Annotated in this window: 24 protein-coding genes, 3 pseudogenes and 2 riboswitches; of the genes and pseudogenes, 3 read left to right on the top strand and 24 right to left on the bottom strand. The window is 37.1% G+C overall.

The window, feature by feature from the left end:
• Positions 1-39: 39 nt before the first annotated feature.
• Entirely contained in the window at positions 40-957 is a 918-nt protein-coding gene (gene lipA / locus AA0X71_RS05035; protein ID WP_413359943.1) for a lipoyl synthase, read from the bottom strand.
• Between the two features lie 302 nt (positions 958-1,259).
• On the opposite strand from lipA, the gene AA0X71_RS05030 reads away from it, so the two are divergent.
• Entirely contained in the window at positions 1,260-2,219 is a 960-nt protein-coding gene (locus tag AA0X71_RS05030; protein ID WP_413362479.1) for a M23 family metallopeptidase, read from the top strand.
• A 104-nt stretch (positions 2,220-2,323) separates the two neighbouring features.
• On the opposite strand, the gene AA0X71_RS05025 is transcribed toward AA0X71_RS05030, so the two are convergent.
• From AA0X71_RS05025 to AA0X71_RS04990, 8 genes and pseudogenes are all read right to left on the bottom strand, one after another.
• Complete coding sequence (locus tag AA0X71_RS05025) at positions 2,324-2,431, bottom strand: methionine/alanine import family NSS transporter small subunit (protein WP_413359940.1); 108 nt, start codon at positions 2,429-2,431, stop codon at positions 2,324-2,326.
• Positions 2,431-3,939: a sodium-dependent transporter gene (locus AA0X71_RS05020; protein WP_413359938.1), complete on the bottom strand. Its 1,509-nt coding sequence runs from the start codon at positions 3,937-3,939 to the stop codon at positions 2,431-2,433. Before AA0X71_RS05020 ends, AA0X71_RS05025 begins: the two co-directional genes overlap by 1 nt.
• 493 nt (positions 3,940-4,432) lie before the next feature.
• Positions 4,433-5,992, bottom strand: a complete 1,560-nt coding sequence (locus AA0X71_RS05015; protein WP_413359935.1) for a Na+/H+ antiporter NhaC family protein — start codon at positions 5,990-5,992, stop codon at positions 4,433-4,435.
• Between the two features lie 132 nt (positions 5,993-6,124).
• A riboswitch (Lysine riboswitch) is annotated at positions 6,125-6,302 on the bottom strand.
• A gap of 48 nt (positions 6,303-6,350) precedes the next feature.
• Positions 6,351-7,097: a sporulation protein YunB gene (gene yunB / locus AA0X71_RS05010; protein WP_413359933.1), complete on the bottom strand. Its 747-nt coding sequence runs from the start codon at positions 7,095-7,097 to the stop codon at positions 6,351-6,353.
• A 51-nt stretch (positions 7,098-7,148) separates the two neighbouring features.
• Positions 7,149-8,255, bottom strand: a complete 1,107-nt coding sequence (locus tag AA0X71_RS05005; protein ID WP_413359931.1) for an HD-GYP domain-containing protein — start codon at positions 8,253-8,255, stop codon at positions 7,149-7,151.
• Between the two features lie 355 nt (positions 8,256-8,610).
• Positions 8,611-8,913, bottom strand: a complete 303-nt coding sequence (locus AA0X71_RS05000) for a YunC family protein (RefSeq protein WP_413359929.1) — start codon at positions 8,911-8,913, stop codon at positions 8,611-8,613.
• Positions 8,914-8,989: 76 nt separating this feature from the next.
• Positions 8,990-9,814 carry a sulfite exporter TauE/SafE family protein gene (locus tag AA0X71_RS04995; RefSeq protein WP_413359927.1) on the bottom strand — a complete coding sequence of 275 codons (825 nt, stop codon included), beginning with the start codon at positions 9,812-9,814 and terminating at the stop codon, positions 8,990-8,992.
• A 36-nt stretch (positions 9,815-9,850) separates the two neighbouring features.
• Positions 9,851-10,564, bottom strand: a pseudogene (locus AA0X71_RS04990) (DUF72 domain-containing protein); the annotation flags it as partial.
• Between the two features lie 178 nt (positions 10,565-10,742).
• Here AA0X71_RS04990 and AA0X71_RS04985 point away from each other — a divergent pair.
• A pseudogene (locus tag AA0X71_RS04985) lies at positions 10,743-11,045 on the top strand (IS1595 family transposase); the annotation flags it as partial.
• 55 nt (positions 11,046-11,100) lie between these two features.
• Here AA0X71_RS04985 and AA0X71_RS04980 read toward each other — a convergent pair.
• The 4 genes from AA0X71_RS04980 to AA0X71_RS04965 all read right to left on the bottom strand — a co-directional run bounded on the left by AA0X71_RS04980 (position 11,101) and on the right by AA0X71_RS04965 (position 13,951).
• A complete protein-coding gene (locus AA0X71_RS04980; RefSeq protein ID WP_413359924.1) occupies positions 11,101-11,301 on the bottom strand; it encodes a PH domain-containing protein in 201 nt (66 codons plus the stop codon).
• Between the two features lie 83 nt (positions 11,302-11,384).
• Positions 11,385-12,470 carry a tetratricopeptide repeat protein gene (locus AA0X71_RS04975; RefSeq protein WP_413359922.1) on the bottom strand — a complete coding sequence of 362 codons (1,086 nt, stop codon included), beginning with the start codon at positions 12,468-12,470 and terminating at the stop codon, positions 11,385-11,387.
• On the bottom strand, positions 12,457-13,233 hold the full coding sequence (locus tag AA0X71_RS04970; protein ID WP_413359920.1) for an ABC transporter permease: 777 nt from the start codon (positions 13,231-13,233) through the stop codon (positions 12,457-12,459). The genes AA0X71_RS04975 and AA0X71_RS04970 overlap by 14 nt, the downstream gene beginning before the upstream one ends.
• Before the next feature lie 82 nt (positions 13,234-13,315).
• The gene (locus AA0X71_RS04965) at positions 13,316-13,951 is read right to left on the bottom strand and encodes a peptidoglycan-binding domain-containing protein (protein ID WP_413359918.1); all 636 of its coding nucleotides are present in this window, start codon (positions 13,949-13,951) and stop codon (positions 13,316-13,318) included.
• Between the two features lie 137 nt (positions 13,952-14,088).
• On the opposite strand from AA0X71_RS04965, the gene AA0X71_RS04960 reads away from it, so the two are divergent.
• Complete coding sequence (locus AA0X71_RS04960) at positions 14,089-14,769, top strand: ABC transporter ATP-binding protein (RefSeq protein ID WP_413359916.1); 681 nt, start codon at positions 14,089-14,091, stop codon at positions 14,767-14,769.
• A gap of 651 nt (positions 14,770-15,420) precedes the next feature.
• Here the strand turns inward: AA0X71_RS04960 and AA0X71_RS04955 are convergent.
• From AA0X71_RS04955 to AA0X71_RS04905, 11 genes and pseudogenes are all read right to left on the bottom strand, one after another.
• Positions 15,421-15,555: pseudogene (locus AA0X71_RS04955) on the bottom strand (DUF72 domain-containing protein); the annotation flags it as partial.
• 66 nt (positions 15,556-15,621) lie between these two features.
• Positions 15,622-17,019 carry a Fe-S cluster assembly protein SufB gene (gene sufB / locus AA0X71_RS04950; RefSeq protein ID WP_413359914.1) on the bottom strand — a complete coding sequence of 466 codons (1,398 nt, stop codon included), beginning with the start codon at positions 17,017-17,019 and terminating at the stop codon, positions 15,622-15,624.
• Positions 17,020-17,081: 62 nt separating this feature from the next.
• Positions 17,082-17,516 (bottom strand): Fe-S cluster assembly sulfur transfer protein SufU, encoded by a 435-nt coding sequence (sufU, locus tag AA0X71_RS04945; protein WP_413359912.1) that lies wholly within the window; start codon positions 17,514-17,516, stop codon positions 17,082-17,084.
• The gene (locus AA0X71_RS04940; RefSeq protein ID WP_413359910.1) at positions 17,506-18,735 is read right to left on the bottom strand and encodes a cysteine desulfurase; all 1,230 of its coding nucleotides are present in this window, start codon (positions 18,733-18,735) and stop codon (positions 17,506-17,508) included. Before AA0X71_RS04940 ends, sufU begins: the two co-directional genes overlap by 11 nt.
• Positions 18,736-20,046, bottom strand: coding sequence for a Fe-S cluster assembly protein SufD (gene sufD, locus AA0X71_RS04935; RefSeq protein ID WP_413359907.1), 1,311 nt, complete (start codon positions 20,044-20,046; stop codon positions 18,736-18,738).
• A gap of 17 nt (positions 20,047-20,063) precedes the next feature.
• Positions 20,064-20,849, bottom strand: a complete 786-nt coding sequence (sufC, locus tag AA0X71_RS04930; RefSeq protein ID WP_413359904.1) for a Fe-S cluster assembly ATPase SufC — start codon at positions 20,847-20,849, stop codon at positions 20,064-20,066.
• 786 nt (positions 20,850-21,635) lie between these two features.
• On the bottom strand, positions 21,636-21,821 hold the full coding sequence (locus tag AA0X71_RS04925) for a hypothetical protein (protein ID WP_413359901.1): 186 nt from the start codon (positions 21,819-21,821) through the stop codon (positions 21,636-21,638).
• A 278-nt stretch (positions 21,822-22,099) separates the two neighbouring features.
• Positions 22,100-22,954 (bottom strand): MetQ/NlpA family ABC transporter substrate-binding protein, encoded by an 855-nt coding sequence (locus tag AA0X71_RS04920; RefSeq protein WP_413359898.1) that lies wholly within the window; start codon positions 22,952-22,954, stop codon positions 22,100-22,102.
• A 12-nt stretch (positions 22,955-22,966) separates the two neighbouring features.
• Positions 22,967-23,635 carry a methionine ABC transporter permease gene (locus AA0X71_RS04915; RefSeq protein WP_413359896.1) on the bottom strand — a complete coding sequence of 223 codons (669 nt, stop codon included), beginning with the start codon at positions 23,633-23,635 and terminating at the stop codon, positions 22,967-22,969.
• Positions 23,625-24,653, bottom strand: coding sequence for a methionine ABC transporter ATP-binding protein (locus AA0X71_RS04910; protein ID WP_413359893.1), 1,029 nt, complete (start codon positions 24,651-24,653; stop codon positions 23,625-23,627). The genes AA0X71_RS04915 and AA0X71_RS04910 overlap by 11 nt, the downstream gene beginning before the upstream one ends.
• Before the next feature lie 176 nt (positions 24,654-24,829).
• Positions 24,830-24,933, bottom strand: a riboswitch (SAM riboswitch).
• 140 nt (positions 24,934-25,073) lie between these two features.
• The gene (locus AA0X71_RS04905; protein WP_413359891.1) at positions 25,074-26,387 is read right to left on the bottom strand and encodes an O-acetylhomoserine aminocarboxypropyltransferase/cysteine synthase family protein; all 1,314 of its coding nucleotides are present in this window, start codon (positions 26,385-26,387) and stop codon (positions 25,074-25,076) included.
• Positions 26,388-26,424 lie beyond the last annotated feature (37 nt).

Raw genomic sequence — 26,424 nt, 5'->3', positions numbered from 1 at the left:
AAAGAGTTCAGCTTCATGTTGAGGCTGAACTCTTACTATTTATGCTTCTTTCGCTTGTTGTTCTGCAAGCATTTGCTTATGCTTTGTTGCTTCATTCACCTGCTCATCGGCATGATATGAAGAACGTACGAGTGGACCTGCTTCACAATGGCTAAATCCTTTACTTAAAGCAATTTCTTTAAGCTCTTGGAACTCATCTGGATGGTAATATTTGATAACCGGTAGATGTTTTTTCGTTGGCTGTAAATATTGTCCGATTGTCATGATATCGACGTCATTGGCACGTAAATCATCCATTGTTTCGATAATTTCTTCCTTCGTTTCCCCTAACCCAATCATTAAGCTTGATTTTGTTGGGATGTCAGGATTCATGTCCTTTGCCCGCTTTAAAAATTCTAAAGACCGTTCATATTTTGCACGAGCACGAACTCTAGGTGTCAATCTCTTTACCGTTTCGATATTGTGGTTTAAGATATCTGGCTTTGCATTCATTAATGTTTCAAGATTTTCATACACACCACCCATATCAGATGGCAGTACCTCAATACTTGTAAAAGGACTTTTTCTTCGTATCGCTCGAACGGTTTCAGCAAATACAACTGCTCCCCCATCCTTCAAATCATCACGTGCAACTGCAGTTACAACAACGTGTTTTAAATTCATTAGCGCGACAGAATCAGCCACTCTTTCTGGTTCTTGCAAATCAAGCTCTGTAGGCAATCCTGTTTTAACTGCACAGAAACGACAAGCTCTTGTACATGTATCTCCTAAAATCATAAAGGTCGCTGTTCTTCTTACTGCCCAGCATTCATGAATATTAGGACATTTCGCTTCTTCACAAACGGTATGAAGGCTTTTCTCACGCATCATTTTTTTCAAGCCTGTGTAATTCTCGTTTGTGTTCAGCTTTATTTTTAACCACTCAGGTTTACGTAATTGTTCCTGCTTCTGACTCAATTCTATACACCATCCCTTTAATGATTAGTGTTCAATATGTATCAAAACTACCACTCATGTCACTTTATCATACTCTTAGTAGCACAGACAAGAAAGTTGTTCCGATTGGATAATTATGGTTTATAAGATTACCAATTATTGATATTTATTTATTCCAACCATTGTCACAAACTAAGTTATGGGAATGAACGAGTAGCAACTTTATTGAAATTATACTAACTCCTTAACCATCGGGAAGGCTTGAAACGACAATTTTTCAGAGGAGGATTCTTGTGCGGTATTTTCGATTATTTTTACCTTTCATGATACTTTCCCTACTTATCAGCGTAACACCGGTACATGCGGAGAAGGAAGAAGAAATAGATAAGCAAAGAATGATCCTTTATAAAAAAGTAGAGGCTGTAACGAATATCCCTTGGTATTACATTGCGGCGGTCGATCAGTATGAACGAAATATTCGTAATGTGAGACGAGACCTGCCAGATACTGACGGCATCATCGGTATTTATTTTAAACCAGAAGAATGGGTAGGCTTATTGAATCCAAATCTTAACGATCAAAATCCTACTTCGATCAAATTTTTTAACGGAATCGGCTACGATGGAAATGGAGATGGCAAAGCAGATATTAAAGATGAAGAAGATGTTATCCACGCCTTTGCTCAATACCTTCTAACATATGGGGTCGATCACGATAATATCAAAATTGCCTTATGGGATTATTTTAAGCGCGATAAGACCGTAGGAATCATTATCGACAAGGCAAAAATATATAAGCACTTTGGAAGAATTGACCTTGAAGGCCATGCTTTTCCCCTTCCATTAAGAAGCAATCATAGCTATAACAATACGTGGGGAGATGCTCGCGGTTGGGGTGGTCGGAGAATCCATGAAGGAACTGATATATTTGCCGATTATGGAGTGCCTGTAAGAGCGACCTCATACGGGATTGTGGAGATGAAAGGGTGGAACCGTTACGGAGGATGGAGAGTCGGAATTCGCGATGTAAATAACAACTATCATTATTTTGCTCATCTCAGCGGATTTGCGAAAGAGTTAAAACTCGGTCAAATCGTTGAGCCAGGCATGGTGATTGGCGGTGTAGGAAGCTCTGGTTATGGACCACCTGGAACATCTGGAAAATTCCCACCTCACCTCCACTATGGAATGTATAAAGATAATGGATATACAGAGTGGTCATTTGACCCATATCCACACTTACGACTTTGGGAAAGACAAGAGCGACAAAAATCTAAAAAGTAATACGTAGAAGCGCCCTTTCTAACGTGTAACATCCGGAAAATAGACATATTAAAAAAGCGGTAAGAGGTGCAATGTCCTCTTGCCGCTTTTTATATCATCAGATATTATTTGGCCTCTTTTGCTTTTTTTACAGCATGGAGTATACTTGCGCCTAAGCCGCCCCAAATAATGACCATTCCAACAATCATCATAACAACTGAACTTGCTGACATTATTTAGAGACCCCCTTTTGTTCTGGTAATGTTAATGTACCTTTTTGCCACTTAAATGCTGCAAAGATGAAGCCTAGGATAATAGCGCCTATTGCTACTGCCCAACCAGAGTAAATAAGGAAACCTGTCGGATAGCCTTCATAGTTGTCCTTGATATTTGTAATAATGTTTTGAACCATCATATATCCTAGTACAATTGGTGTAATGATGCCTAAGCTAATTCTCCACCATGCCCCAATTCGAATATCAGACATACTGTTTGCATGGTCCTGAATATTCTTAAGTTCTTTCAATACCCAAGCAACGATGATAACCTCGACAAGACCTGCTAATGCAACACCGAATTGGTTGATAAAGTAATCGGCTGCATCTAAGAAGTTCAAACCGCCTTTAGTCGCAAATAAAATAGAAATTAACGCTGCTAATCCACCACCGATTGCAACAGACTTTGTACGGGAAATTTTAAACTTATCTTCTACCCCAGCCACAAAGGTTTCTACGATAGAGATTAAAGAAGAAAGTCCAGCAAGTGTTAAGCAGATAAAGAATAAGGATCCAAAGAATCCATTAAAGGCAGGAAATTGATTTATAATTTCTGGGAATACTGCAAAGGCTAAAAGAACTCCGCCTTTTACTACTTCATCAACTGGTACTCCTGCATTGGCTGCCATAAATCCAAGGGCAGCAAATACACCGATACCTGCTAGTAATTCAACACTTGAATTCGCTAAGCCTGTAATAAAGGCATTATTCGTAATGTCCGTTTTCTTCGGTAGATAACTGGAATACGTAATCATAATCGCAAAGGCAATCGATAAACTGAAAAATATCTGACCATAAGCGGCTACCCAAACTTTCGCATTGGCGATTTGACTCCAATCAGGCTTGAAGAAGGCATCAAGACCTGCTGCAGCTCCATCTAATGTCACAGCGCGAACAACGATAATAAGGAATAAGATAACAAGTGCTGGAATCATAATTCTGTTCGCAATTTCAATTCCTTTTTTAACTCCTTTGAATAAAACACCGAGCGTGATCGCCCATACAATAATTAATGGAATAAATACACCTGGAACAATGCCACCAACTACCCCTGGATCTGCTGTTTGGAGGTAATCCCCCACAAGGAATCCAACCGTGTCATTTCCCCATTTTTGATTAATGGAAAAAATCGTATAAGCTAATGCCCAAGCAATAATAACAGCATAGTAAGTTGCAATAACAAATGAGATAGCAACTTGCCACCAGCCAAGCCATTCCGCTTTCTTATTCATTCTGGCAAATGTTAATGGTGCGGAACCGCGATATTTATGTCCGAGTGTAAATTCCATAATAAGTAAAGGAATCCCAGCTGTTAATAATGCGAATAAATATGGGATAAAAAATGCTCCCCCACCATTTTCATATGCTGTAGCAGGGAAACGCCAAATGTTTCCAAGCCCTACAGCTGAACCCACAGCCGCTAAAATAAAGCCAGCTCTAGTCCCCCATTGCGGACGATTTTCCATAGTCCTTTCTACCTCCCATTAGGAATCCATCCTTTTTCCTTAATTCAATGAAGAATGGAAACTTTTTATATTTTCAGATTATTTATTATAACTAAAGCTAGTATATCTAGTTTTTTTTCATCTGTCAAAACATTATTTCAGGAAAAGTAATAATTTTTTTAAAAGAATGTTTTTTCAGTTAATTATTATTGTAATAAACTTGTTTGCAGAGAACTTTCCGCTCATAGTAAGTCTATTCTTTTAAACGCAAAAAAAGAAGACGAAAAAGTATCGTCTCCTCCATTTCTTTTCTATTCGCTGTTTTCGTAACGATTGTGGTTTTTTCGTAAATGTCCAGAGGCCGACATTTACCCCTCAAATGGGGTTTTAGAACACACATTATTTTTGCGCGGCACTTTTCGCTTACTTGATACTAATTTAACGAGTAATAATAGGGCTTTATTCTCCTATCTATGACTAAATAGCAACAATGTTTGCGAAAAGAGCCTTTCTATTAGTGTACTTGTTTGTTTCTTCCTAATACGAAGTAAACCCCTACTAATAGGATTGCAACTGTCACAAGAGCTATGAGCGTACTTCCAGTAAATCCTAGCAACACGTAGCCAACAGCAGCAATTACGGCTGAAATAACGGCATATGGCAATTGCGTTAATACATGATCCATATGATTTGAACCAGCACCAGTAGATGATAGAATCGTCGTATCAGAAATAGGAGAACAATGGTCTCCAAATACCGCTCCGGCTAAAACAGCAGCCATTGCTGGCAATAGTAAAGCTACATCCGTCGAAACGGCAATCTCTCCGGCTATCGGTAATAGAATCCCGAATGAGCCCCATGATGTTCCCGTTGAAAAAGCCATAATTCCAGCAATTACGAACAGAATAACAGGTAAGAATGCCGTATTCATTTGCGAGCTCTCCACAATGCTAGCCAAGTATTTACCTGTTTCAAGTTGACCAATTAGATCGACGATCGCCCAAGCAAATAAAAGAATATATACAGCTGGTAACATAGACTTTAAACCTTCTATAATTCCAAGTGAAAACGTATTGCTTGATACCCCTTTTTTGATCTTCACTTGGCGAATATACATTAGAATCGTTACAGCTAATCCAATTAATCCACCATAGAGTAGAGAAGCTGAAACATCAGTATTTTCAAATATAGCAAGGATTGTGGCCTTTCCTTCTATCGCATTGGAACCAGTCCAGAGCATAGAACTGACAGTTCCAATTATTAGTGCGACAATCGGCCACACTAAGTCTCCTACAGTTCCTGTTGAGCTGACAGGTAAATCCTCTTTTAACTCGCCAGGAATCGTTTTTTCTGGATCATATAACTGACCGCTTGAAATCGCTCTTTCTTCATGTAGCTTCATCTGACCTACATTAATATTTCGATATATCACAAGGAAAACTATTGCAAATGATACCCACACATATAAATTCATTGGAATCATTTGAATAAAGGCTGAGAAAGGAGTATATTCTGTAATTTGATGGGCTGTGAAAATAGACCCGATAATCGCAATAATATAAGCTCCCCAGCTTGAAATAGGTGAAATGACACACACCGGTGCAGAAGTTGAATCGATTAAATAAGCAAGTTTTGCTCTAGAAACCTTTTGACCATCTGTAATCGGTCTTGAAATTTGCCCCACAGCAAGTGCATTAAAATAGTCGTCAATAAAAATAATAATCCCTAGAATTGCCCCGACAAGTTGAGCTCCTACTCTAGTCTTGACTCGTTTCATCGCCCACTCACCAAATGCACGACTTCCTCCCGAAATGGAGATGAATGCTGTAATGATTCCTAAAATGAGTAGGAAAAGAATGATATATACATTCCAAGTATTCAGTTCCCCATCGGAAATAAATATTGCCTTAACGGACTCAAATATAATTTGCAAGGTTTGTCCGATCTGAAACTCTGCTAATAGGAACGCAGCAGCAACAATCCCCACTCCTAATGACAACAGTACCCTTCTCGTTAAAATCACCATTAAAATGGCGACGATCGGGGGTATTAATGAAAAAATAGTGTTTGACATGTTTCTTCCTCCTCTGAAATTAGAGGGAGCTTATACATTAATTTCTTCTAGATGGTCCAATATAAAACAAAAAAAGAGTAACGATAGAAAAACTCTACCATTACTCTTTGTTGTAGTAATTCGTTTCTCCATCCGACCTGTAGCTCCCCATTATGGATATCCCATAATGACAGTGTCACTCTTATTCAAAGTAACCCCAGTAATAAAACGCTGACACATTCTATTACTTCGGCACAATTTCCTTTTAACTATGCTCAACGTTGTCATCCTCACATAGCCTACTCTTAAATTATGCACCTCTACCCCACCGAAATGATAAGGTTTATGAAATTATGTTTCTACTATAACATTATATTACCTATTCGTCTACTGGTAATTCGATCGCAGGGACTGCTTCTTGTCCGCCATTATTATAATATAAAGGAACATCTCCTTCTAATATTCCTAGAGCAATAGGAATACGCTGTTCTAATGTAGCAACCTCGGTAGCAAATGGGATAATCACCTGAACATTTACCTTCAATCTGATGATTACTTCAATATAAACATTATTGATGCCGACTTCCTTAAATTCTGTTTCGATATTTGACTCCATGTCTCCAATCGCCGTAAATTGAACGGGAATTTTCGGCCCTAAATTCCCGAGTAATGCGTTATTTGTAGCTTGCCCTAGTGGGACATAATAGAGGATCCCTTTTCCGTTATTCGTCTCAATCTGTTCAAATTCAAAATCTGAAATACTCTGTAATTCTTCTAAATCGCCATCCTCAGCCTTTTTGATATTATTCAAAATCAAACGGGTCGTATCCCTCAGCATTGAATATATTTTAGCTGTATCAAAGTTTGTGAGGGAGGTTTCTGTGTCCTTCATGATCACATCATTAATATCAACGACTGACCGCTCTAATAAAGCTTCATTAATGATCAACGAAGCAATTTGCCTTGTTTGCGATTCTGCATAAGACATAAGCGTCGGCTTCAAGCCTTTATTAATGATCCAGAGCCCAGCTATTGTTGAAAAAGTAAAAAACACAACAGTAAGAAGTAATACATATTTGAACGGCAACGGACCTCTTCGGGGTATCCGACCGCGAAACTTAGCCAAAAAAATCCCCCCTTTACAAGCTATATGTATGCTGTAAAAAGGGGGACTATCTCAAATAACTGAATCTTTTCTTTGAAATGTTGTATCACAGCCCGTGATGACAACTGAAAGTTCTTCTTCTAGATTGATTTCATAGTGGGAGACGCTTTGCCCCTCTTCTTCTAGAATTCTTATAATTGGTCGGTCACTGACATTCGTATTTTGTTTTGATACAACACCTTTACGTCCATCGCTAAGTTCGACTGTAAGACCAACAGGATAGATCGCAATTGCTCGACGAAAAGCTTTGACTATTTCTTCGTCAAAAAGAGTACCAGCACCAGCAAATAAGATTTCCAGTCCATTATGTGGTAACATCGCTCCACGATAAATCCGATCAGACGTCACGGCATCAAAAACATCGGCCACTGCAATAATTTTTGCATAAGGATGGATCTCATCTCTTTTTATGCCACGAGGATAACCAGAACCATTGAGTCTTTCATGATGTTGATAGGCACAATGAGCCACTAATAAAGATACTGTTTTAACATTACGTAACATATCAAAGCCATCCTCAGCATGCTTTTTAATTAGCTCAAATTCTTCCTCTGTTAACTTCCCTGGCTTAAGTAAAACATCGGTAGGAACTTTCATTTTTCCAACATCATGAAGGATAGCACCTAAACCAAGAACTTCTAATTCCTTTGTCGAAAATCCGAGTTCTTTTCCGATCGCTAAAGAATAGATGGTTACATTAAAGGAATGGGTGAAAATATAATCATCATAGGTGTAGACATCAGATAACAACGACAGTAAGCTCTCATTATGTTGGATATGGGTATGTAGTTCTCGAATCACATTCATTAAGGCTTGGGAGGATTTCTCAATGACGACTGAACTCGGTAGAGTCTTCACGACTTTAATTTGCTCGAATGTCTCTTGGATCGATGAAATAGCTTTTGTTTTTAATTCTCTAGGTATTACTTCCTTATAATCGATATCATCTGTACGTGCGTCCTTTATATAAATAAACGGAATCCCAATATTCAATAACCGTTGAATGAGGCTCTCTTGTAACTGAACTCCTTCACTAAGCAAGACCTGACCTTTGTCATTATAGATCGTTCGAGCAAGAATGGCCCCAGATTCCACTGACGTTGTTGCTATGTATCTCATCTCAAACTCCATTTCCGCTACTATTTTTGTTTATTATTAGCTCTTTTCTCAAACGCTGTGACGTTTAAAGCATAGATTATTAATAGAAGATCTATAAATTGAGAAAAGTGCTTACATATTTTTTCCGTGAATTGGACTAAGTATGAAACGCAGATCACGGCATTTGGACCACCTGCAAAAACCACAATACGTACGAAAATAACCTTATTTTTATTCTACCATATCCTTTACATTATAGTCGCTTCATGAGACTTTAGTCCTGTTTTTACGCACAATTTGTCAAATCATGTGAGAATATGTAAAAGCCATCCGTCAACACGGATGGCTTTTATTTATTTGTGATGTGAATACTTAATTAAACCATTTTTAGCAATGCATCTTTTCCAATCATACCCTTGTGTATGCCTAGCGCTTCCGCTTCATAGGTAACTGATTCAAGCGGCGCTTCTAATAACTGTTCAATCGTCTTTACTCCGACCGCTCGACCCGCGATTACTTTCCTGTCTTTGAGCTTTTCATTTAATAAAGCGACGTCCAATGCACCGCACATAATATATCCTTTATCATTTGTTACCACAAGCAGATTTGTTTTTGGCAGAACTACAGATACGCTTAAAAATGTATGATCTTCAATTATAATCGGCGATAAATCAATCATTTTCAACGCTCCTTTCCTCTCTCTTATACTCTATGCTGAGAGTAGGAAAAGCGTGTAAACAGGTTATCGTATTCTTTTATCCAGTAATCCCTTGATAGATCAAACGGAGACCAACCAAAATTAAGATGAGGCGAAGGATATGTACAACCGTTTTGCTTGCTAATTTCATATTTATATATGCTCCAAGTCTTGCTCCTACCCAAGCACCTGGAATCAAAAGAAGGGCATAATGCCAATTAATGTTACCTAAGCTAATATGGGTAGCTGAGCTTACAATGGAGGACAAGAAAATCATAAACATTGAGGTAGCGACAGCCACATGTGGTGGAAACATAAATAAGAGTAGCATAACAGGAACCATTAAAGAACCGCCACCAATGCCGAATAATCCAGATGAAAATCCAACCAAAAAGGCAATAATAATCGCCATCATCGGGCGAAATCCATACTCCCACTCACGTCCTTGATTATCGGTAAAGTGCCGGTGAATTCCATTATCCGCTTTTAATGGCATGGGCTTCAGCTTGTTATTCACCATTAATAAAATTGAAACGAAAATCATAAATATCCCAAAAAAGATATTGAATGTTTGCATATTCAACGCCTGATTGACCCATGCACCAACCATTCCCCCAGGGCCACTCCCAAGAAAAAAGATCAATCCACTTTTATAATCTACTGTCTTATGTTTTAAATAGGCTAATGTGGAAGAAAGACCGGTAAAAATCATTATCACTAAAGAAGTTCCAACAGCAACCTGTGGAGAAATATTATGTAAAAAATTCGTATACATACTAAAATATAACAGAGCGGGGACAATAATGACTCCACCGCCTAAACCGATGAGCGAACCGATTGTACCTGCAGCTAACCCTATTGATAATAAAACAATCCATTCCATTTTCACATATCCCCTATTGTCTCACATGACTGTGCTTCAAAATAAATCTAATTGCCTCGGTGCGAGGTTTTCATATTCTATATTCATTAACCCCATCAACTGTTTGCCATTATCAGCAGCATCGCCACCAGAATTATTGTTAAAGACGACGAACACGTCTTGGCATTCTTTTTCAAGTTGCTTTAAGTGCTGAACCCACTCACTCAATTCCTTTTCGTTATAGCGGTAGAGATAGCGAACCTCCCGCCAGTTCACATCTGTTCGCTTCTGCCAGCCGTGAAGATTTCTTCCGTGAAATCGGACGAGTACTTTATCTTTCGTTGTTGTCCGTAAGACGGTAGGCACCGATCCATCCCCAGCTTGTGGTTCATCACAAATACTGTGGATCCATTGTTCCTTCTCCATAAACCTGAGAGTACTTTCAAAGTAAGCTGGCCAAAACCAAGACTGATGACGAAATTCAAGAGCACAAGGAATTTCCCCCATCTCCTGTTTACACCATCTCAAGTATTGCACGTTTTCCTTTTTACAGTCAAACCATGGTGGAAATTGAAACAACACCATAGCTAATTTTTTTGCCTCAATATAAGGGGTCAATGAATCTTTAAAGGCACGGAACATCTCCCTTTTATTGTCAAAAGGAATTTCTCCCCGTTGATGACCGGTCATCCCTTGATACGCTTTGACGATAAATTGAAATCCATGCGGCGTCTCATCAACCCATTTTTGCGCGTTTCTTAATGGTTGAACCATCAATTGTACACCAGAAATTTTTGGAAAAAAACATAAAATATTTATTCTATATATACTTGTACATGATTTATCCCAAATTCATTGGGAGAAATTAGACAAGCTACGAGATTTTTTGAAGCGACCCTTAGAAATTCCTTCTTGAACAATAGCCTCAGCTATTGTTGCTTTGAATAAGGCTTTGTTATGTACAGATACAGCAATTAACTATAAAAAATTTGCCAAATTAAAAGGACTACTTCACGAAACAGTAAATGAACGCTTAAAACACTGCATGAAGAAGGGTATCTATCATTTTCAACACATAAATAATTTACACAACCGATTGAAAGGTTGGTTCGAACGTTTCCAAGGGGTAGGAACTCACTATTTGGACAACTATCTGCATTGGTTCCATTGGTTAGAAATGGGGAAAGATTTGGCATTTGATAAAGAAGTAGGACAGATGTTAATTTCAGCTTGTCAAAAACTGTGGAAATGATGAAAAGTGCATAATAAAAGACCTCTAATAGTGAGGTCTAATTTCATATTGTTTATTATATTCTCTTCTGAACTTCAGTGATAAAGTCTTCCACATTATCACTCATTATTTGTTTGAATTTAACAACATCGTTGCTATTTTTCATTGAAATATATTCGTTCATTAAGCCTATTTTTAAGGTAAGTCTGTTTATATTTAGATATTCAAAAACCAAGTTTAGTTCATTTCCTGGAATGGAATCCGCACAAAAAATCAATTTAGTATCTGTTGATAATTAATTTGTTAATAGTTCTTAAAATTTGGTTAGAAAGGTTAGTATGTAATCTTACAACCATTTTATTATGTGGTTTCTCTTAAGTCTTTTTGTTTCTTAATCAAAGTATTTTTTAGTGCATACCATATATCTGGGTCATACCTATCTGTTAAATACGTCATAAATTCCTCATAATAATGGGTACTTTCTTCCAAATCGTTTTCTAATGTATGTAAATAAAATAAAGTAAATAGCACTAATTCCTGATTTTCAAAGCTCTCATCTGATAATTTTGTGTTTAATAATTTGTAGGCTTCCTTTGCATTACCAGCATAAAATGAATCAAATGCTTTTCCAATTATGGTTAATTTGCTTTGCTGTTCTGCTGAGGTAACTCCACTTAGTAAGTCTTCCAACATTAACATCGCAGGCTGTTTTGATGATTTATTAATCATCGAAACCAGTTTTTCAGCATTATCAAATTGATGTAGCTCCATTTCTAAGAAGGCTATTTCCTTCAATTTATTATTGTCTACACTCCCATCATAATTTTCCATCGAGCGTCTAAAGAATTCTATCCTGGCGGAATAAAAAAAATCAGATGTGTATTCAAAAGTTCTATTTGGGTTTGTATTACCTTCTAAAATAAAGGAATCATACCCTTTTTTCCATATAGGCATAACATTAACCATACCCTCATCTAAATTTTCTTTCGCTAATTCAACGGCTTTTTCAGCAAAAGTTTTACTCATATTGATGTCACCTTGCAATAAATATAATTCAGATAAATTCTTATAAACATTTTCAGTAGGTTGAGGGATTCTATTAAACCATTCAATTGCTAATTCAAAGTTGTTTATATAATAATTGCATATCCCCAGATACCAGTATACATTTGAATTATTTGGATATTCATTATTTAGAAGTTCAAGCAGTTCTATTCCCTCGTCAATGTTCTGAAATCCTAAATAACTATTAATTAAGGATAATCCTGCATCAAGGTTAATATCTGTTTGATTCTCATTTGCTTTATCTATAACTTCTTCTACTTTTTCCATTTTATTAATATTACTTGCAACCTCTTTTTTTATATAAGAGTTATAGTAAAAGTATGCTGTAGTAAGTAATAGTGACAGAAGTATTACCGAAAATATTATGTTAATTTTTTTCATAGAAGTACTCCTTCTTTTTTTCACTAATAACAACTAAAGCATAAACAGTAAACGCTATGAAACAAAGCGTACCAAACATTGTAACAATTATTACTGAACCTGATGCTTTTATATCTTCTAATCCTGAAAATAAAAAAGCTCCCCTTAGAAAGATGATATTGTTTATAAAGACATTCTTAATTCCGATAGATGTATACAAAATTAGAATTATAATAGTGATAAAGATGGATGTAATATGACCTTTAAAAAGTGTTGTTAAAAAAGCACTTAATGTTCCGATACCTACTAAGAAAATTAACAAAGCAAAAAAATATAAAGTTAAATACAATAATGTATCTAATTTCCCTAAAATTTCATAGCCACTTACTATAATATTTGACTCACTAAACACAAAAGCTGTAAAAATAAAAATTGAAATGGAAATAAGATAAACTATAAGAAATGATAATGAAGCTGCAATAAATTTCGATATAACTAATTCATAAAATTTTGCTCCTGTGTTTACTCTATATTTTAATGTTCTAAATCTGTAGTCATGTGAAAAGAACCAGTAGTAGTAGACAATCACAATAATCGGTAATATAAAACTATTATTAAATGCTTGTGAGTCATATATATATTGTAAAGGGCTTTTATATTCTGTGTTATAAAAATATATATTTATTAAAATTGGTAGATGTAATAGCATCGTCATAATTATTAAAGAAAAAGGTATCTGAAATGTCTTTTTAATTTTTTTGATTTCGAAAATTATATTACTCATACAAGTCTCCTTTCTTTACGTACTAACAGGCGAAGGGGATAATATTAATTCAAGTTAATATATGGAAATCATACATTATTTCCTACTTGTTTAATAGTGCAGTATATGTCCCAGGCCCAACTATGCGATCTGTTGCCAATTGATTATTAACTTGAAAGCTATAAATGGCACTATCAGTTTTAGTCCCTATTAAACCATCATGTGGACCAGGAGAGTAATTTCTTTCATACAAAGTTACTTGAACCGCTTTTACATTGCCCGACTTATTACCGCAAGTTCTATTTGTAGTTTTTTTATAACATACCCAATTTTCTACTAAAGAGACATCACCTACAGTAGTCCCAGCTAATTCTACTGTGTCATTAGGACCACTACTTGTAATTCCTTCTCCCCAGTCCAATAATGAACTAGCCAGGTAATTTACAGCTTGCACAAAAGTATAAACAACTGCTGCTATATTAACGATTGCCCAAACTGTTTGTTTTATTTTTACTAGCCAAGAAGCTCCTGCCATTACTGACACGTCTTCAGGTGTATAACCCAATGAATCTAATTCTTTTACTAATTTTTCATATTCTTGATCATTCTTCAAATTATGAGTTTGCATTATTTCCTTTTTAACATTTGTTTCAGCAAAAGCTTTAGAAGAATTAATTGCTAATCCACTAAATAAGAAAACTATCAATGTTGTAAGTATAGTAACTTTTTTGATAAACATTACAATATTCCCCTTTTTTTCCAATTTTCCCCTTCTCTTATAGGTAACTTTATTTTAAATTGTCTAAAAAGTCAATGAAATTTGATTTTTTTATCATTTTATGTAAAATTATAGTAAAAGGTTAAAGGAGGAAAATAATGAACTTACAAATAGTTGATCTAGAAAAGAAAATTAAGCAAACTACTATTTTTAGTAATATTAATATTAGTGTTAACCCCACGGACATTTTTTGTATACTTGGTAGAAATGGTATAGGAAAAACAACATTACTCAAAACCATTGTAGGGTTACAAAGGCAAACTAGTGGATCAATTCTCTACTCCAATGAAACAATAAATAAAAATGATATTGGATTTTTGTTGGAAAACCATGACTTTTATCCATTTCTAAATGGATATGATCACATCGTACATACATTAAAAAATAAAAACATCAATGAACAAGATTCATATTTTCCCTATTTGAAAACTTTATTTAATCTTGAATCATTTATTCATAAGAAATGTAAAACATATTCTTTAGGTCAGAATCAAAAGCTGGCCATCTGTCTCGCAGTAATTGCTAAACCCAAAATAATTATTTTAGATGAACCTACAAATTCATTGGATATAGAGGCAATCTTTAAACTAAGGCAGTTATTAAGTTTTCTAAAATCAAAAGGACATATTATTTTACTTACTAGTCACAATATCTCTGAAGTATCTAAAGTTAGTAATAGAATTTTATATATGAAATCAAGCACAGAACATGAAGAGTTAAAATTCAAAGAAGGTGAAAACATGGATCTAGAGGAATATTTTAAGGAAAGGGTAATTTAATTGTCTTAGGGAGTGTTCCTACCAAAATGGTAAAAAATATAGTTAAGAAACTCTAATCAACAAATTTCATATTAGGTCAGCTTCGAAAAAATTTTAGGGGAAACGAGGTTTTTTAACTTAAATAAAGGCTCTTTTCCAAAGATTGTTGCCAATAATTAAAACCTTAATGGAAAAAATTTACTTCGTATAGTATAATTAACAAATTAAGATTCAATTAACGGAGAAAAACAGCTCTAGATAAATAAGTAACTTGGTCGCTGCATTAGTAATTTACATTGATTTTAGTTCAAATCATTTCTAGTATGAAGACTAAGTGGATTAGCAAAAATTAGAATGGGGGAATAAAGTTGAAATTCAAAACGAGGTCAATTTTATGTGCCTTCGCATTAGGTATTCAGTTTTTCTTCTTACTTCCAACTGCCCTTATACGTAAGCGCCAAATAACCCACACCTTCTAATAATTTCCTGGTTTTGTGATAATCACAGTACACGAATTGTTAGGAGGTTTTTTAGTGTCAAAAGATGAACGAAAACAAATGTGGCGACAACGCATTGAAGCCTACAAAATTAGTGGTGAGCCAAGTGTGAAAACGTAAGCGTCAAATAGCGCCCACGTATTTTTACGTGGGCGCTATTTGACGCTTACATATACAACGCATAAAAGCTTGAGTCCACTTCCACAGTTGGAAAGTACGAAGCATAATCCGTTAACTTATTTTTCGATGAAGATTCAGGACCGTAAAGACTGTCATGATCTCCCCAGCCCGTAAGCCCGATATAGATCATTTCTCATAACCCCCTTTTTTACGCAAAAAACCGCTCAGATTAGCCCTGAGCGGATTTTCATTATCATTAACCGATGGAACCTTCCATTTCGAACTTGATTAAACGATTCATTTCAACAGCGTATTCCATTGGAAGTTCTTTCGTAAATGGTTCAATGAAGCCCATTACGATCATTTCAGTTGCTTCTTCTTCAGAAATACCACGGCTCATAAGGTAGAATAATTGTTCTTCAGAAACCTTTGAAACTTTCGCTTCATGCTCTAATGAGATGTTGTCATTTAAGATTTCATTGTAAGGGATTGTATCTGAAGTGGACTTGTTATCCATAATTAATGTGTCACACTCAATGTTAGAGCGAGCACCCTCTGCTTTACGGCCAAAATGAACAATTCCTCTATACGTAACTTTTCCGCCTTGTTTTGAAATCGATTTTGATACGATCGTTGAAGATGTGTTTGGTGCTAAGTGTAGCATTTTGGCACCAGCATCTTGGTGCTGACCTTTACCAGCGATAGCGATGGATAAAGTCATTCCACGAGCGCCTTCACCTTTCAAAATAACGGCTGGATATTTCATTGTTAATTTAGAACCGATGTTTCCATCAATCCATTCCATTGTAGCATTTGCATCACATACCGCACGCTTTGTAACAAGGTTATAGACATTGTTAGCCCAGTTTTGAATCGTTGTATAACGGCAGTAAGCATCTTTTTTGATGATAATTTCAACAACCGCACTATGAAGTGAGTTTGTTGTATAAACAGGAGCTGTACATCCTTCAACATAGTGAACATGTGCGCCTTCATCGACGATGATAAGAGTACGCTCAAATTGTCCCATGTTCTCAGAGTTAATACGGAAGTAAGCTTGTAAAGGAGTTTCAACCTTAACACCTTTTGGAACGTAGATGAAAGATCCACCAGACCAAACAGCTGAGTTTAATGCAGCAAATTTGTTATCTGTAGGTGGGATCGTTTTCCCAAAATGCTCGCGGAAAATATCTTCGTTTTCCCTTAAAGCAGAATCCGTATCCTTAAAAACGATTCCTAGTGCTTCAAGATCTTCCTGCATGTTATGGTATACAACTTCAGATTCGTATTGAGCAGAAACTCCTGCTAAATACTTTTGTTCTGCTTCAGGAATTCCAAGCTTATCAAACGTTTGCTTGATTTCTTCTGGAACCTCATCCCAAGAACGTTCTGTTTTCTCAGATGGTTTTACGTAATACGTAATTTCATCAAAGTTTAAAGAATTTAAATCTCCACCCCATTGAGGCATGGGCATGTTGTAGAAGTGGTCTAAAGATTTTAAACGGAAGTCGAGCATCCATTGAGGCTCTTCCTTCATTTTTGAAATTTCTTCAACGATCTCACGTGTAAGACCACGTTTCGAACGGAAGATGGAGACATCTTTGTCGGCAAAGCCGTATTTATAATCACCGATCTCAGGCGCTTTTTTAGCCATCGAAAGTCTTCCTCCTTTATAAAGTGGAAAGGGCGTGAATCTTTGCCCTCTCTCGCTTCTTTTTATTGTTCGTCTTCCTTGAGCCCTTTTTCCATCGCCTTCCAAGCTAATGTTGCACACTTGATACGTGCTGGAAATTTAGCGACTCCTTGAAGTGCTTCGATATCGCCTAAATCGATATCATCATTATAATCATTTCCCAACATCATATCAGAAAAAATCTTCGAGAGCTTCACTGCATCTTCAATCGTTTTTCCTTTAATCGCTTGCGTCATCATCGAAGCAGAAGACATTGAAATCGAGCAGCCTTCCCCTTCAAATTTCGCATCGTTAACGATCCCATCATTGACCTTTAAAGTTAATTGGATGCGATCTCCACAAGTTGGGTTATTCATATTAATCGTTAAACTATCATCCTCTAAGACACCCTTATTACGAGGATTCTTATAGTGATCCATAATGACTTGACGGTAGAGTTGATCAAGATTAGAAGACATCCGAAAAATACTCCTTTGTTTTGATAAGCCCTGCGACAAGCTTATCAATATCTTCTTCCGAGTTATACAGATAAAAGCTGGCACGAGCAGTTGCTGATGCTTTAAGCCATTTCATGAGCGGTTGCGCACAATGATGTCCTGCACGAACGGCAATTCCTTCCGCATCTAAAACGGTTGCTACATCATGTGGATGAACGTCTGCAATATTGAATGTGACAAGACCAGCTCGTTTATCTGGATCCATCGGTCCGTAAATCGTCATTCCTTCTACTGCTGACATTTTTTCTAATGCGTAAGCTGCCAAGCGATGCTCATGAGCTTGAATATTGTCAAGACCAACTTCGTTTAAGAAATCGATCGCTGCTCCTAACCCAATAGCACCTGCAATAATCGGAGTTCCACCTTCAAATTTCCATGGTAGCTCTTTCCAAGTAGAGTCATAGAGGTCAACGAAATCGATCATTTCTCCACCGAATTCAATTGGCTCCATGTTTTCTAATAAATGCTTCTTCCCATAAAGTACCCCAATCCCAGTTGGGCCACACATTTTATGAGCAGAGAAGCCGAGGAAATCACAATCTAAATCTTGAACATCGATTTTCATATGAGGTGCACCTTGGGCACCATCCACAACCATAACCGCACCATTCTCATGGGCAATTTTTGCAATCTCTTTAATCGGGTTCATGACACCTAGAACATTCGATACCATTGTTACGGAAACAATTTTCGTATTGGAATTAATGACTTCTTTTACATCCTCAAGTAAAATCGTTCCATCCTCTTGCAATGGTAAATATTTCAACGTAGCGCCAGTTGCCTTTGCAAGTTGCTGCCACGGAATGATATTGCTATGGTGCTCCATGTACGTGATGACAATTTCATCCCCTGGTTGTACATTGGCTCTGCCAAAACTTGCTGCGACAGTATTTAACGAAGTAGTCGTACCTCTAGTAAAAATAATCTCTTGTGTAGATTTTGCATGAATAAACTTTCTTACTTTTTCCCTTGCGCCTTCGTATCCATCTGTAGCTCTTGTTCCTAGTGTATGCACACCACGGTGAACATTCGAATTATATTCACGATAGTACGTTTCAAGTGCCTCAATAACCTGAACTGGTTTTTGAGAAGTAGCTGCACTGTCTAAATAAACAAGGGGGTTCCCATTGACTTCCTGATTTAAAATCGGAAAATATGAACGAACATCCTCGATATTCATTTATTTAACTTTCCCTTCAATTACGGCACGAAGTTGATTTTTAACCCCTTCGATTGGTAATACATTCACAACTGGTGCTAAGAATCCATGGATAACGAGTCTTTCTGCCTCAGCCTTAGAAATACCACGGCTCATTAAGTAGTATAGTTGAAGTGGATCAACACGACCTACAGATGCAGCATGTCCCGCTGTTACATCGTCCTCATCGATAAGTAGGATTGGGTTCGCATCCCCACGAGCCCCTTCACTTAACATGAGAACACGAGATTCTTGTTCTGCATTTGCCTTCGTAGCACCGTGCTCAATTTTACCGATTCCGTTAAAAATAGAGCTTGCTTTATCTTTCATAACACCATGCTTTAAGATATATCCTTCAGAGTGCTTTCCAATGTGAACGACCTTTGTTGTGAAGTTTTGAATCTGTTCGCCACGTCCAACAACAACTGTCTTTGTGTCACCGAAAGAACCATCACCAACAAGATTTGTTACGTTCTCAGAAACTGTGTTACCGTCATTCATTAATCCAAGTGCCCATTCGATACGAGCATCTCTTCCTGCAACACCGCTACGATTTACGTAAGTTGTTGTTCCTTTTGCTAATGTATCAACAGCTCCATATTGTACTTTTGCATTTGTTCCAGCAATCACTTCTGTCACAATATTGAAGATGCCTTCAGCAGAATCAAGTGTTGAAATATAGTTTTCAACATATGTGACTGAGCTGTTATCTTCTGCAACGACTAACACGTGGTTGAACATATTTGCTTCTTTTTCATCATGAATAAACACTGATTGAATCGGTGATGAGATTTCAACATTTTTCGGAACATATAAAAATGCCCCACCGTTTAAAAATGCTGCATGTAGTGCTGTTAATTTATGCTCATTAACTTTGACAGCATCGTTCATGAAATATTTTTGTAAAAGGTTTCCGTGCTCTCTAGCTGCAGTGAAAATATCAACAAAAATAACGCCTTTTTCTTGCAGTTCCTTTGATACAGTAAGAATGGAAGGACGATTATTACGTTGAATATAAAGGTTTTGATCTCCTGATTCAATGTCTACTAATGCTTTCACATCTTCTGGAAGATCATTTAATGAAGCGAAATCATCACTTTTCACAATATGCTTATCGAATTGTGTAAAGTTCCATTTATCAATTTTAGTTTTATCTGGTCTAGGGAGAGGAAGTGCATCCACTTTCTCGAGTGCCTCTAGACGAAGAGTTGTTAACCAAGCAGGTTCTCCCATTTCTTGAGAGAAAGAGCTAACATACTCTTTATCAAATGGTAATTTTATTTCAGTAGTCATTGCGATCCTCCTAACACTTATGCTTCTTGCCCAACAGTTTCGTCTTCAATGCCAAGTTCTTTTTTGATCCAGTCATATCCTTCTGCTTCTAAACGCTGTGCAAGCTCAGGACCACCAGATTTAACAACACGACCTTGCATCATTACATGGACATGGTCAGGAGTGATGTAGTTCAATAGTCGTTGATAGTGTGTAATGATTAAGCAACCAAAATCAGGGTTGCGCATTTCATTGATTCCTTTAGAAACAACTTTTAGAGCATCGATATCAAGACCAGAGTCAATCTCATCTAGAATGGCAATTTTTGGTTCAATCATCATTAACTGAAGAATTTCATTACGCTTCTTTTCCCCACCTGAGAACCCTTCGTTTAAATAACGTTGTGCCATGTCAGGATCCATTTCTAAAAATTCCATTTGTGAATCCATTTTACGGATGAATTTCATTAAAGAAATTTCATCGCCTTCTTCACGTCGAGCGTTAATAGCTGAGCGTAGGAAGTCTGCATTTGTTACACCACTAATTTCGCTTGGGTACTGCATTGCTAGGAATAGACCAGCTTTAGCACGTTCATCTACTTCCATTTCTAATACATCTTCCCCGTCTAAAGTGATGCTACCACTAGTTACTTCATACTTAGGGTGACCCATGATTGCAGATGATAAAGTAGATTTACCAGTACCATTTGGTCCCATGATCGCATGGATTTCTCCACCCTTAATTTCAAGGTTAACCCCTTTTAATATTTCTTTACCTTCAATGGAAACGTGAAGGTCTTTGATTGATAAAGTAGATCCTGCCATAATTATACCTCCGTAATATAAAAGAAAGATTTTATCCTCGCTGGCCTGGGCCAATCGTTGATTCTCATTTTATTCTCATTACAATCTTATAACAAATGAAAAGTGTTAGCAACTCTTTAGCAGTGTTAAAACATATTAAAATATATCGTAAAAATATCTGTCCAGTGGCTATATGTACACCGCACAGTCGTTACGTTTAGGATTCCAATTTGCTACTGTTAAAAAAATTTGTTCAATATATTTTTTCCCTAACAAATTTATGTATGTATGGATGTTCTAATTGAGAATGAACATCATTTTTGATTAGTGGATTCCCGTCGCTCATGGTTGTCCTCATGAACCCTTTATGAGGACAATCTTCTCCTGAAAACCACCTGAGATTGTCCTCATGAACCTCTTATGAGGACATTCTTGACCTGAAAACCACCTGAGATTGTCCTCATGAACCTCTTATGAGGACGTTCTTCTCCTCAAAACCACCCGAGGTTGTCCTCATGAACCTCTTATGAGGACATTCTCAACCTGAAAAACGTCCGAGATTGTCCTCATGAACCCTTTATGAGGACAATCTTCTCCTGAAAACCACCCGAGATTGTCCTCATGAACCCTTTATGAGGACATTCTTCTCCTGAAACCTATCCGAGGTTGTCCTCATGAACCTCTTATGAGGACATTCCTTGCTTTCACAAAAAAACATTGAAAACAAAAACCAGTGCCACAACACTGGTTTTTTGTTTTTCTTCCTTATTATATATCATTTGTTAACAATGCGAATTACTGCGTTCATTATCGTAATTGATTTCTCGTCAAATCGGCTACAATGCGTTGACTTTGCGCATATTCTTTTTCACGTCTTCTTTCCACTCTCATTCTAACGTCGTGTTTGTGGCAATAAGTAGCATAATTCACGCGATGAGCTCCTACCATCGCTTTTTCCATTTCACTCGTGTAATTCATTTGAAGTGCCGTCATTTTGTTTTCGCCCCCTTTTTTAGGGAGATACGAAAATAATTGATAGTATCCGTCCTTTCGTGTTACGTCACTTAAGGCAAGTGATTTGATACGTTTTTAATGTTAGCATCCCTTTGGTTTTAACTCAAAAACGATAATCCCTCATATTTCCTGCTGAGCATCGGTATAAAGGAGTATCCTTTTAAACCTGTTAACTTTTCTTACAATTTTGCCAATATGCTTATAATAAGGAATACGAAAAAGCCAGCTCCCCAATAAAGGAACTGACTCACAATTATTTATTCTGATACTGGTACTACAGCACCCTCGTATTTTTCTAAAATAAAGTTTTGGATTTCTTCAGAACGTAGTACTTCAACAAGAGCTTTAATGGCTTCCTTGTTTTCGTCTCCACTGCGAACAGCAATCACATTCACATATGGAGAATCACTTTCTTCAATTGCGATAGAATCTTCAAGCGGATTTAACCCAGCATCAATCGCATAGTTTGAGTTGATAAGAACGGCATCGCCTTCGTCATTATTATAAATTTGCGGAAGAAGTGATGCTTCATATTCTGTATCAAAATGTAGGTTCTTCGGATTCTCTACAATATCATCAATCGTTGCAGTTGTTTTTTCAACGCCCTCTTTAAGGGTGATAAGTCCTTCTTTTTCAAGAAGAGATAAAATACGTCCATGGTCTGGAACAGAGCTGCTGATAATAATATGCGCTTCATCTGGTAAAGCATCTAAACTATCGTATTTCTTTGAATATACGCCGATTGGCTCAATATGAATTCCACCTGCATTAACGAAATCATAGCCATGCTCTTCGATTTGTGCATTTAAGTAAGGAATGTGTTGGAAATAATTTGCATCTAAGTCTCCCCCAGCTAATGCTTGGTTTGGAAGAACATAGTCTTGGAACGTTTCGATTTGAAGTTCAATTCCTTGTTCTTCAAGAATTGGCTTCGCTTCTTCTAAAATTTCAGCGTGTGGTACGTTAGAAGCTCCTACAACAAGGGTAGTCGGTTCTTCCGCGTCTCCACCATCCGCATTGCCACCTTCAGTTGTTTCATCGTTTGAAGTACCGCAAGCTGCTAAAAATAAGATTAGTGCAAAAGGTACAAAAATACTTAACCATTTTTTCATTGAAAAACACTCCTATCTTTTGTCTAATTTATTTGTTATTACATCACCAATAAATTGGATGATAAATACGATAATTAAAATAATGATCGTCGCCATTAAGGTAACGTCGGTTCTAGAACGCTGAAATCCTTCCAAATAAGCAAGATTCCCTAGTCCTCCTGCACCAATAACACCTGCCATCGCTGTATAGCCAACTAGGGCAATGGCCGTGACCGTTATCCCAGAGACAAGTGCTGGCATCGATTCAGGCAGTAGCACTTTCCAGATAATCGTGCTTGTTTTCGCCCCCATCGATCTCGCTGCTTCAATGACGCCTTTATCAATTTCTCTCAAGCCAATCTCAACCATTCTTGCGTAAAAGGGAGCTGCCCCAATAATCAATGCTGGTAATGCGGCATTTTCCCCAATCATCGTACCGAGAAGGAACTTCGTAAATGGGATAAGGAGCACAATCAGGATGATAAAAGGAATCGACCTGAAAATATTGACAACAGCACTAATAATTTTATTCACAAATTGATTTTCCCAAATATTTCCTTTTGCAGATAAAAAGAGTAATAATCCTAAAATAATGCCTATTATAAACGTAGCAATGACCGAAATCCCCGTCATATATAAAGTTTCTTCTGTTGCTTCCCACATTTTATCCCATTTGACATTTGGAAAGAGCTCATTCACCATCTTTTATCACCTCTACTCCAACCTGCTGGGACTTGATAAATTCAATTGCTTTTGAAACTGCAGGTCCTTCTCCATCAATATGGATAAATAATGTACCATAGGAACCGTTTTGAGTTTGCGAAATCTTTCCCTGCAAAATATTAACAGTGACCTCAAAATTACGGATGAGATTAGTAATTAGAGGTTGTTCGGCTGATTCACCAACAAACCCTAATTGGATAACCGTCCCTTGAGGGTAACGCTCTAATAAATGTTCAATCGTTTCCTTCGTTTCCTCCGGCTCAGTCACCTGAGAAACAAATCGCTTCGTAATTTGCTGCTGTGGGTTCTTAAATACTTCCAATACTCGACCAGTCTCAACGACTTTTCCATCTTCCATTACTGCTACACGATGACATATCTTGCGAATAACATGCATTTCATGGGTGATGAGAACGATTGTTAAGCCTAAGCGTTTGTTAATATCAACTAATAGGTCCAATATCGAATCAGTTGTTTGTGGATCAAGTGCCGAGGTTGCCTCATCACAAAGTAAAACCTTCGGATTGTTTGCCAGTGCCCTGGCAATCCCAACTCTTTGTTTTTGACCGCCACTAAGCTGGGAAGGATAAGCATCTTCACGTCCATCTAGACCAACTAGCTTGATTAATTCATCTACTCGTTTAAGCCTTTGCGTTTTTGGAATTCCTGCAATTTCTAATGGAAAGGCAATATTCTCTCTAACCGTTCTAGACCAAAGTAAATTAAAATGTTGAAAAATCATGCTAATTTCTTGGCGAGCCTTTCTTAGTTCCCCACCTTTAATCCGTGATACTTGTTTGTCAGCTACAGTAACGGACCCTTCTGTAGGAATTTCAAGGCCATTCAACATTCTGATTAATGTACTTTTACCAGCACCACTATAGCCGATCACACCAAATATTTCGCCTGCATTTATATTAATGCTGACATTATCAACAGCTGTAACCTTTCCTTTGATAGAAGAGTACACTTTTTTGACATTCTGTATCGAAATCAATTTTATACACCTACTTCAAATCCTATTATTCTTATGTGTTAACCAAGTTTTATAAGCGTTAGACATTATGCTATTTATAGCTTTAGCACATCAATATTTTTCATTCATAACAGCACAATTGCACAAAAATGCCTTCCTGCAGACAAGCAGAAAGGCATAAATATAAAAAGTCCTTCCTCTCATCTATCAAAGCAATGCTTTGTGTGAATTGGCACCATTTCAATTTCTTGACGGTTGCCGGGCTTCATCGGGCACATCCCTCCACCTCTCTTGATAAGAGCACACTATTAAATTTTAAATAGAATTTTCATAATTAAATACGAGTGTTATCTTATCATGGAAAAATCAGCATGTCAACGATAATATTTCAGAATAAAATTGATTTCACATAACGTTCGAATTTCTGACCGATATTACCTTTTAAGCATTTGTCGTCAAAGACGTCAGACCTGTAGCAACTCCAATCGCTTGTTCCAAGTCTTCAATCAAATCCTCTACATTTTCGATTCCAACAGAAAGTCGGATCAGATCTTCCGGAACACCAGCTGCTTCTAATCCGTCTGCATCAAGTTGCTGATGGGTCGTGCTCGCAGGATGAATAATTAAGCTCTTCGCATCTCCAACATTGGCTACATGTGCCCACAGCTCAAGACTATTAATTAATCTCGCTCCTGCCTCTCTTCCACCTGCGATACCAAAGACGACAACAGAACCTGCTCCTTTCGGTAAATATTTCGCAACAAGCTCTTGATCAGGATGATTTTCATCCCCTGGATAAGAAACCCATTTTACCGATGGATGATTGTGCAAATACGCAATAATTTTCTTTGTATTGGCAACATGCTCTTTTATTCTTACATGCAAAGTTTCAAGCCCTAAGGCAAATTGGAATGCATTTTGCGGACTTAACGCTGGACCCATATCTCTTAATAATTGAACCCTTGCTTTTGTAATATAAGCAGCAGCGCCAATCGCTTCACTATAAACCAAATTATGATAACTCGGATCTGGCTTCGTAAATCCAGGGAACTTTTTCGAATTCCAATCAAAGTTTCCTCCATCAATGATGATTCCACCTAATGTCGTCCCATTTCCAACAAGCCATTTGGTAGCCGAATGGATGACGATATCTGCTCCATACTCAATCGGGCGGCATAAAAATGGAGTAGCAAACGTATTATCAATGATCAGAGGAATTCCTGACTCATGGGCGATCTTTGCTACAGCTTCAATATCTAATACACGTAAGCTCGGATTTCCGATCGTTTCCGCAAATATGGCTTTTGTTTTTTCAGTTATTGCTGTTCTAAAATTTTCTGGATCCGTTGCATCTACAAATTTGACGTTGATTCCGTACTTAGGAAGAGTGATTGCAAATAAATTATATGTACCTCCATATAAATTTCCTGCTGCAACTATTTCATCTCCAGCTTCTGCAAGGTTTAATATCGACAATGTAATCGCTGCCATTCCACTAGAAACTGCAAGCGCCCCAATACCACCTTCCAAAAGATTAACCCGTTCTTCAAATACAGTCACCGTTGGATTATGAATACGTGTATAAATATAACCAGGTTCTTTTAAAGCAAATAGGTTAACCGCATGCTCCGTATTTTGAAACTGATAAGCATTGTTTTGATAAATCGGAACTGCTCTTGCTCCTGTTGTTGGATCTGGCGATACTCCCCCATGAACACCTAATGTTTCTAATCGATATTTCTTCTTCTCGCTCATTCGAATCTCTCCCTCTTTTTTATAATATAAAAACCCC

The organism is Robertmurraya phoenicis (assembly GCF_047302285.1).
GTDB lineage: Bacteria > Bacillota > Bacilli > Bacillales > Cytobacillaceae > Robertmurraya.
The sequence above is the reverse complement of the archived record's forward strand: the minus strand, read 5'-3'. Positions and strand labels throughout refer to the sequence as shown.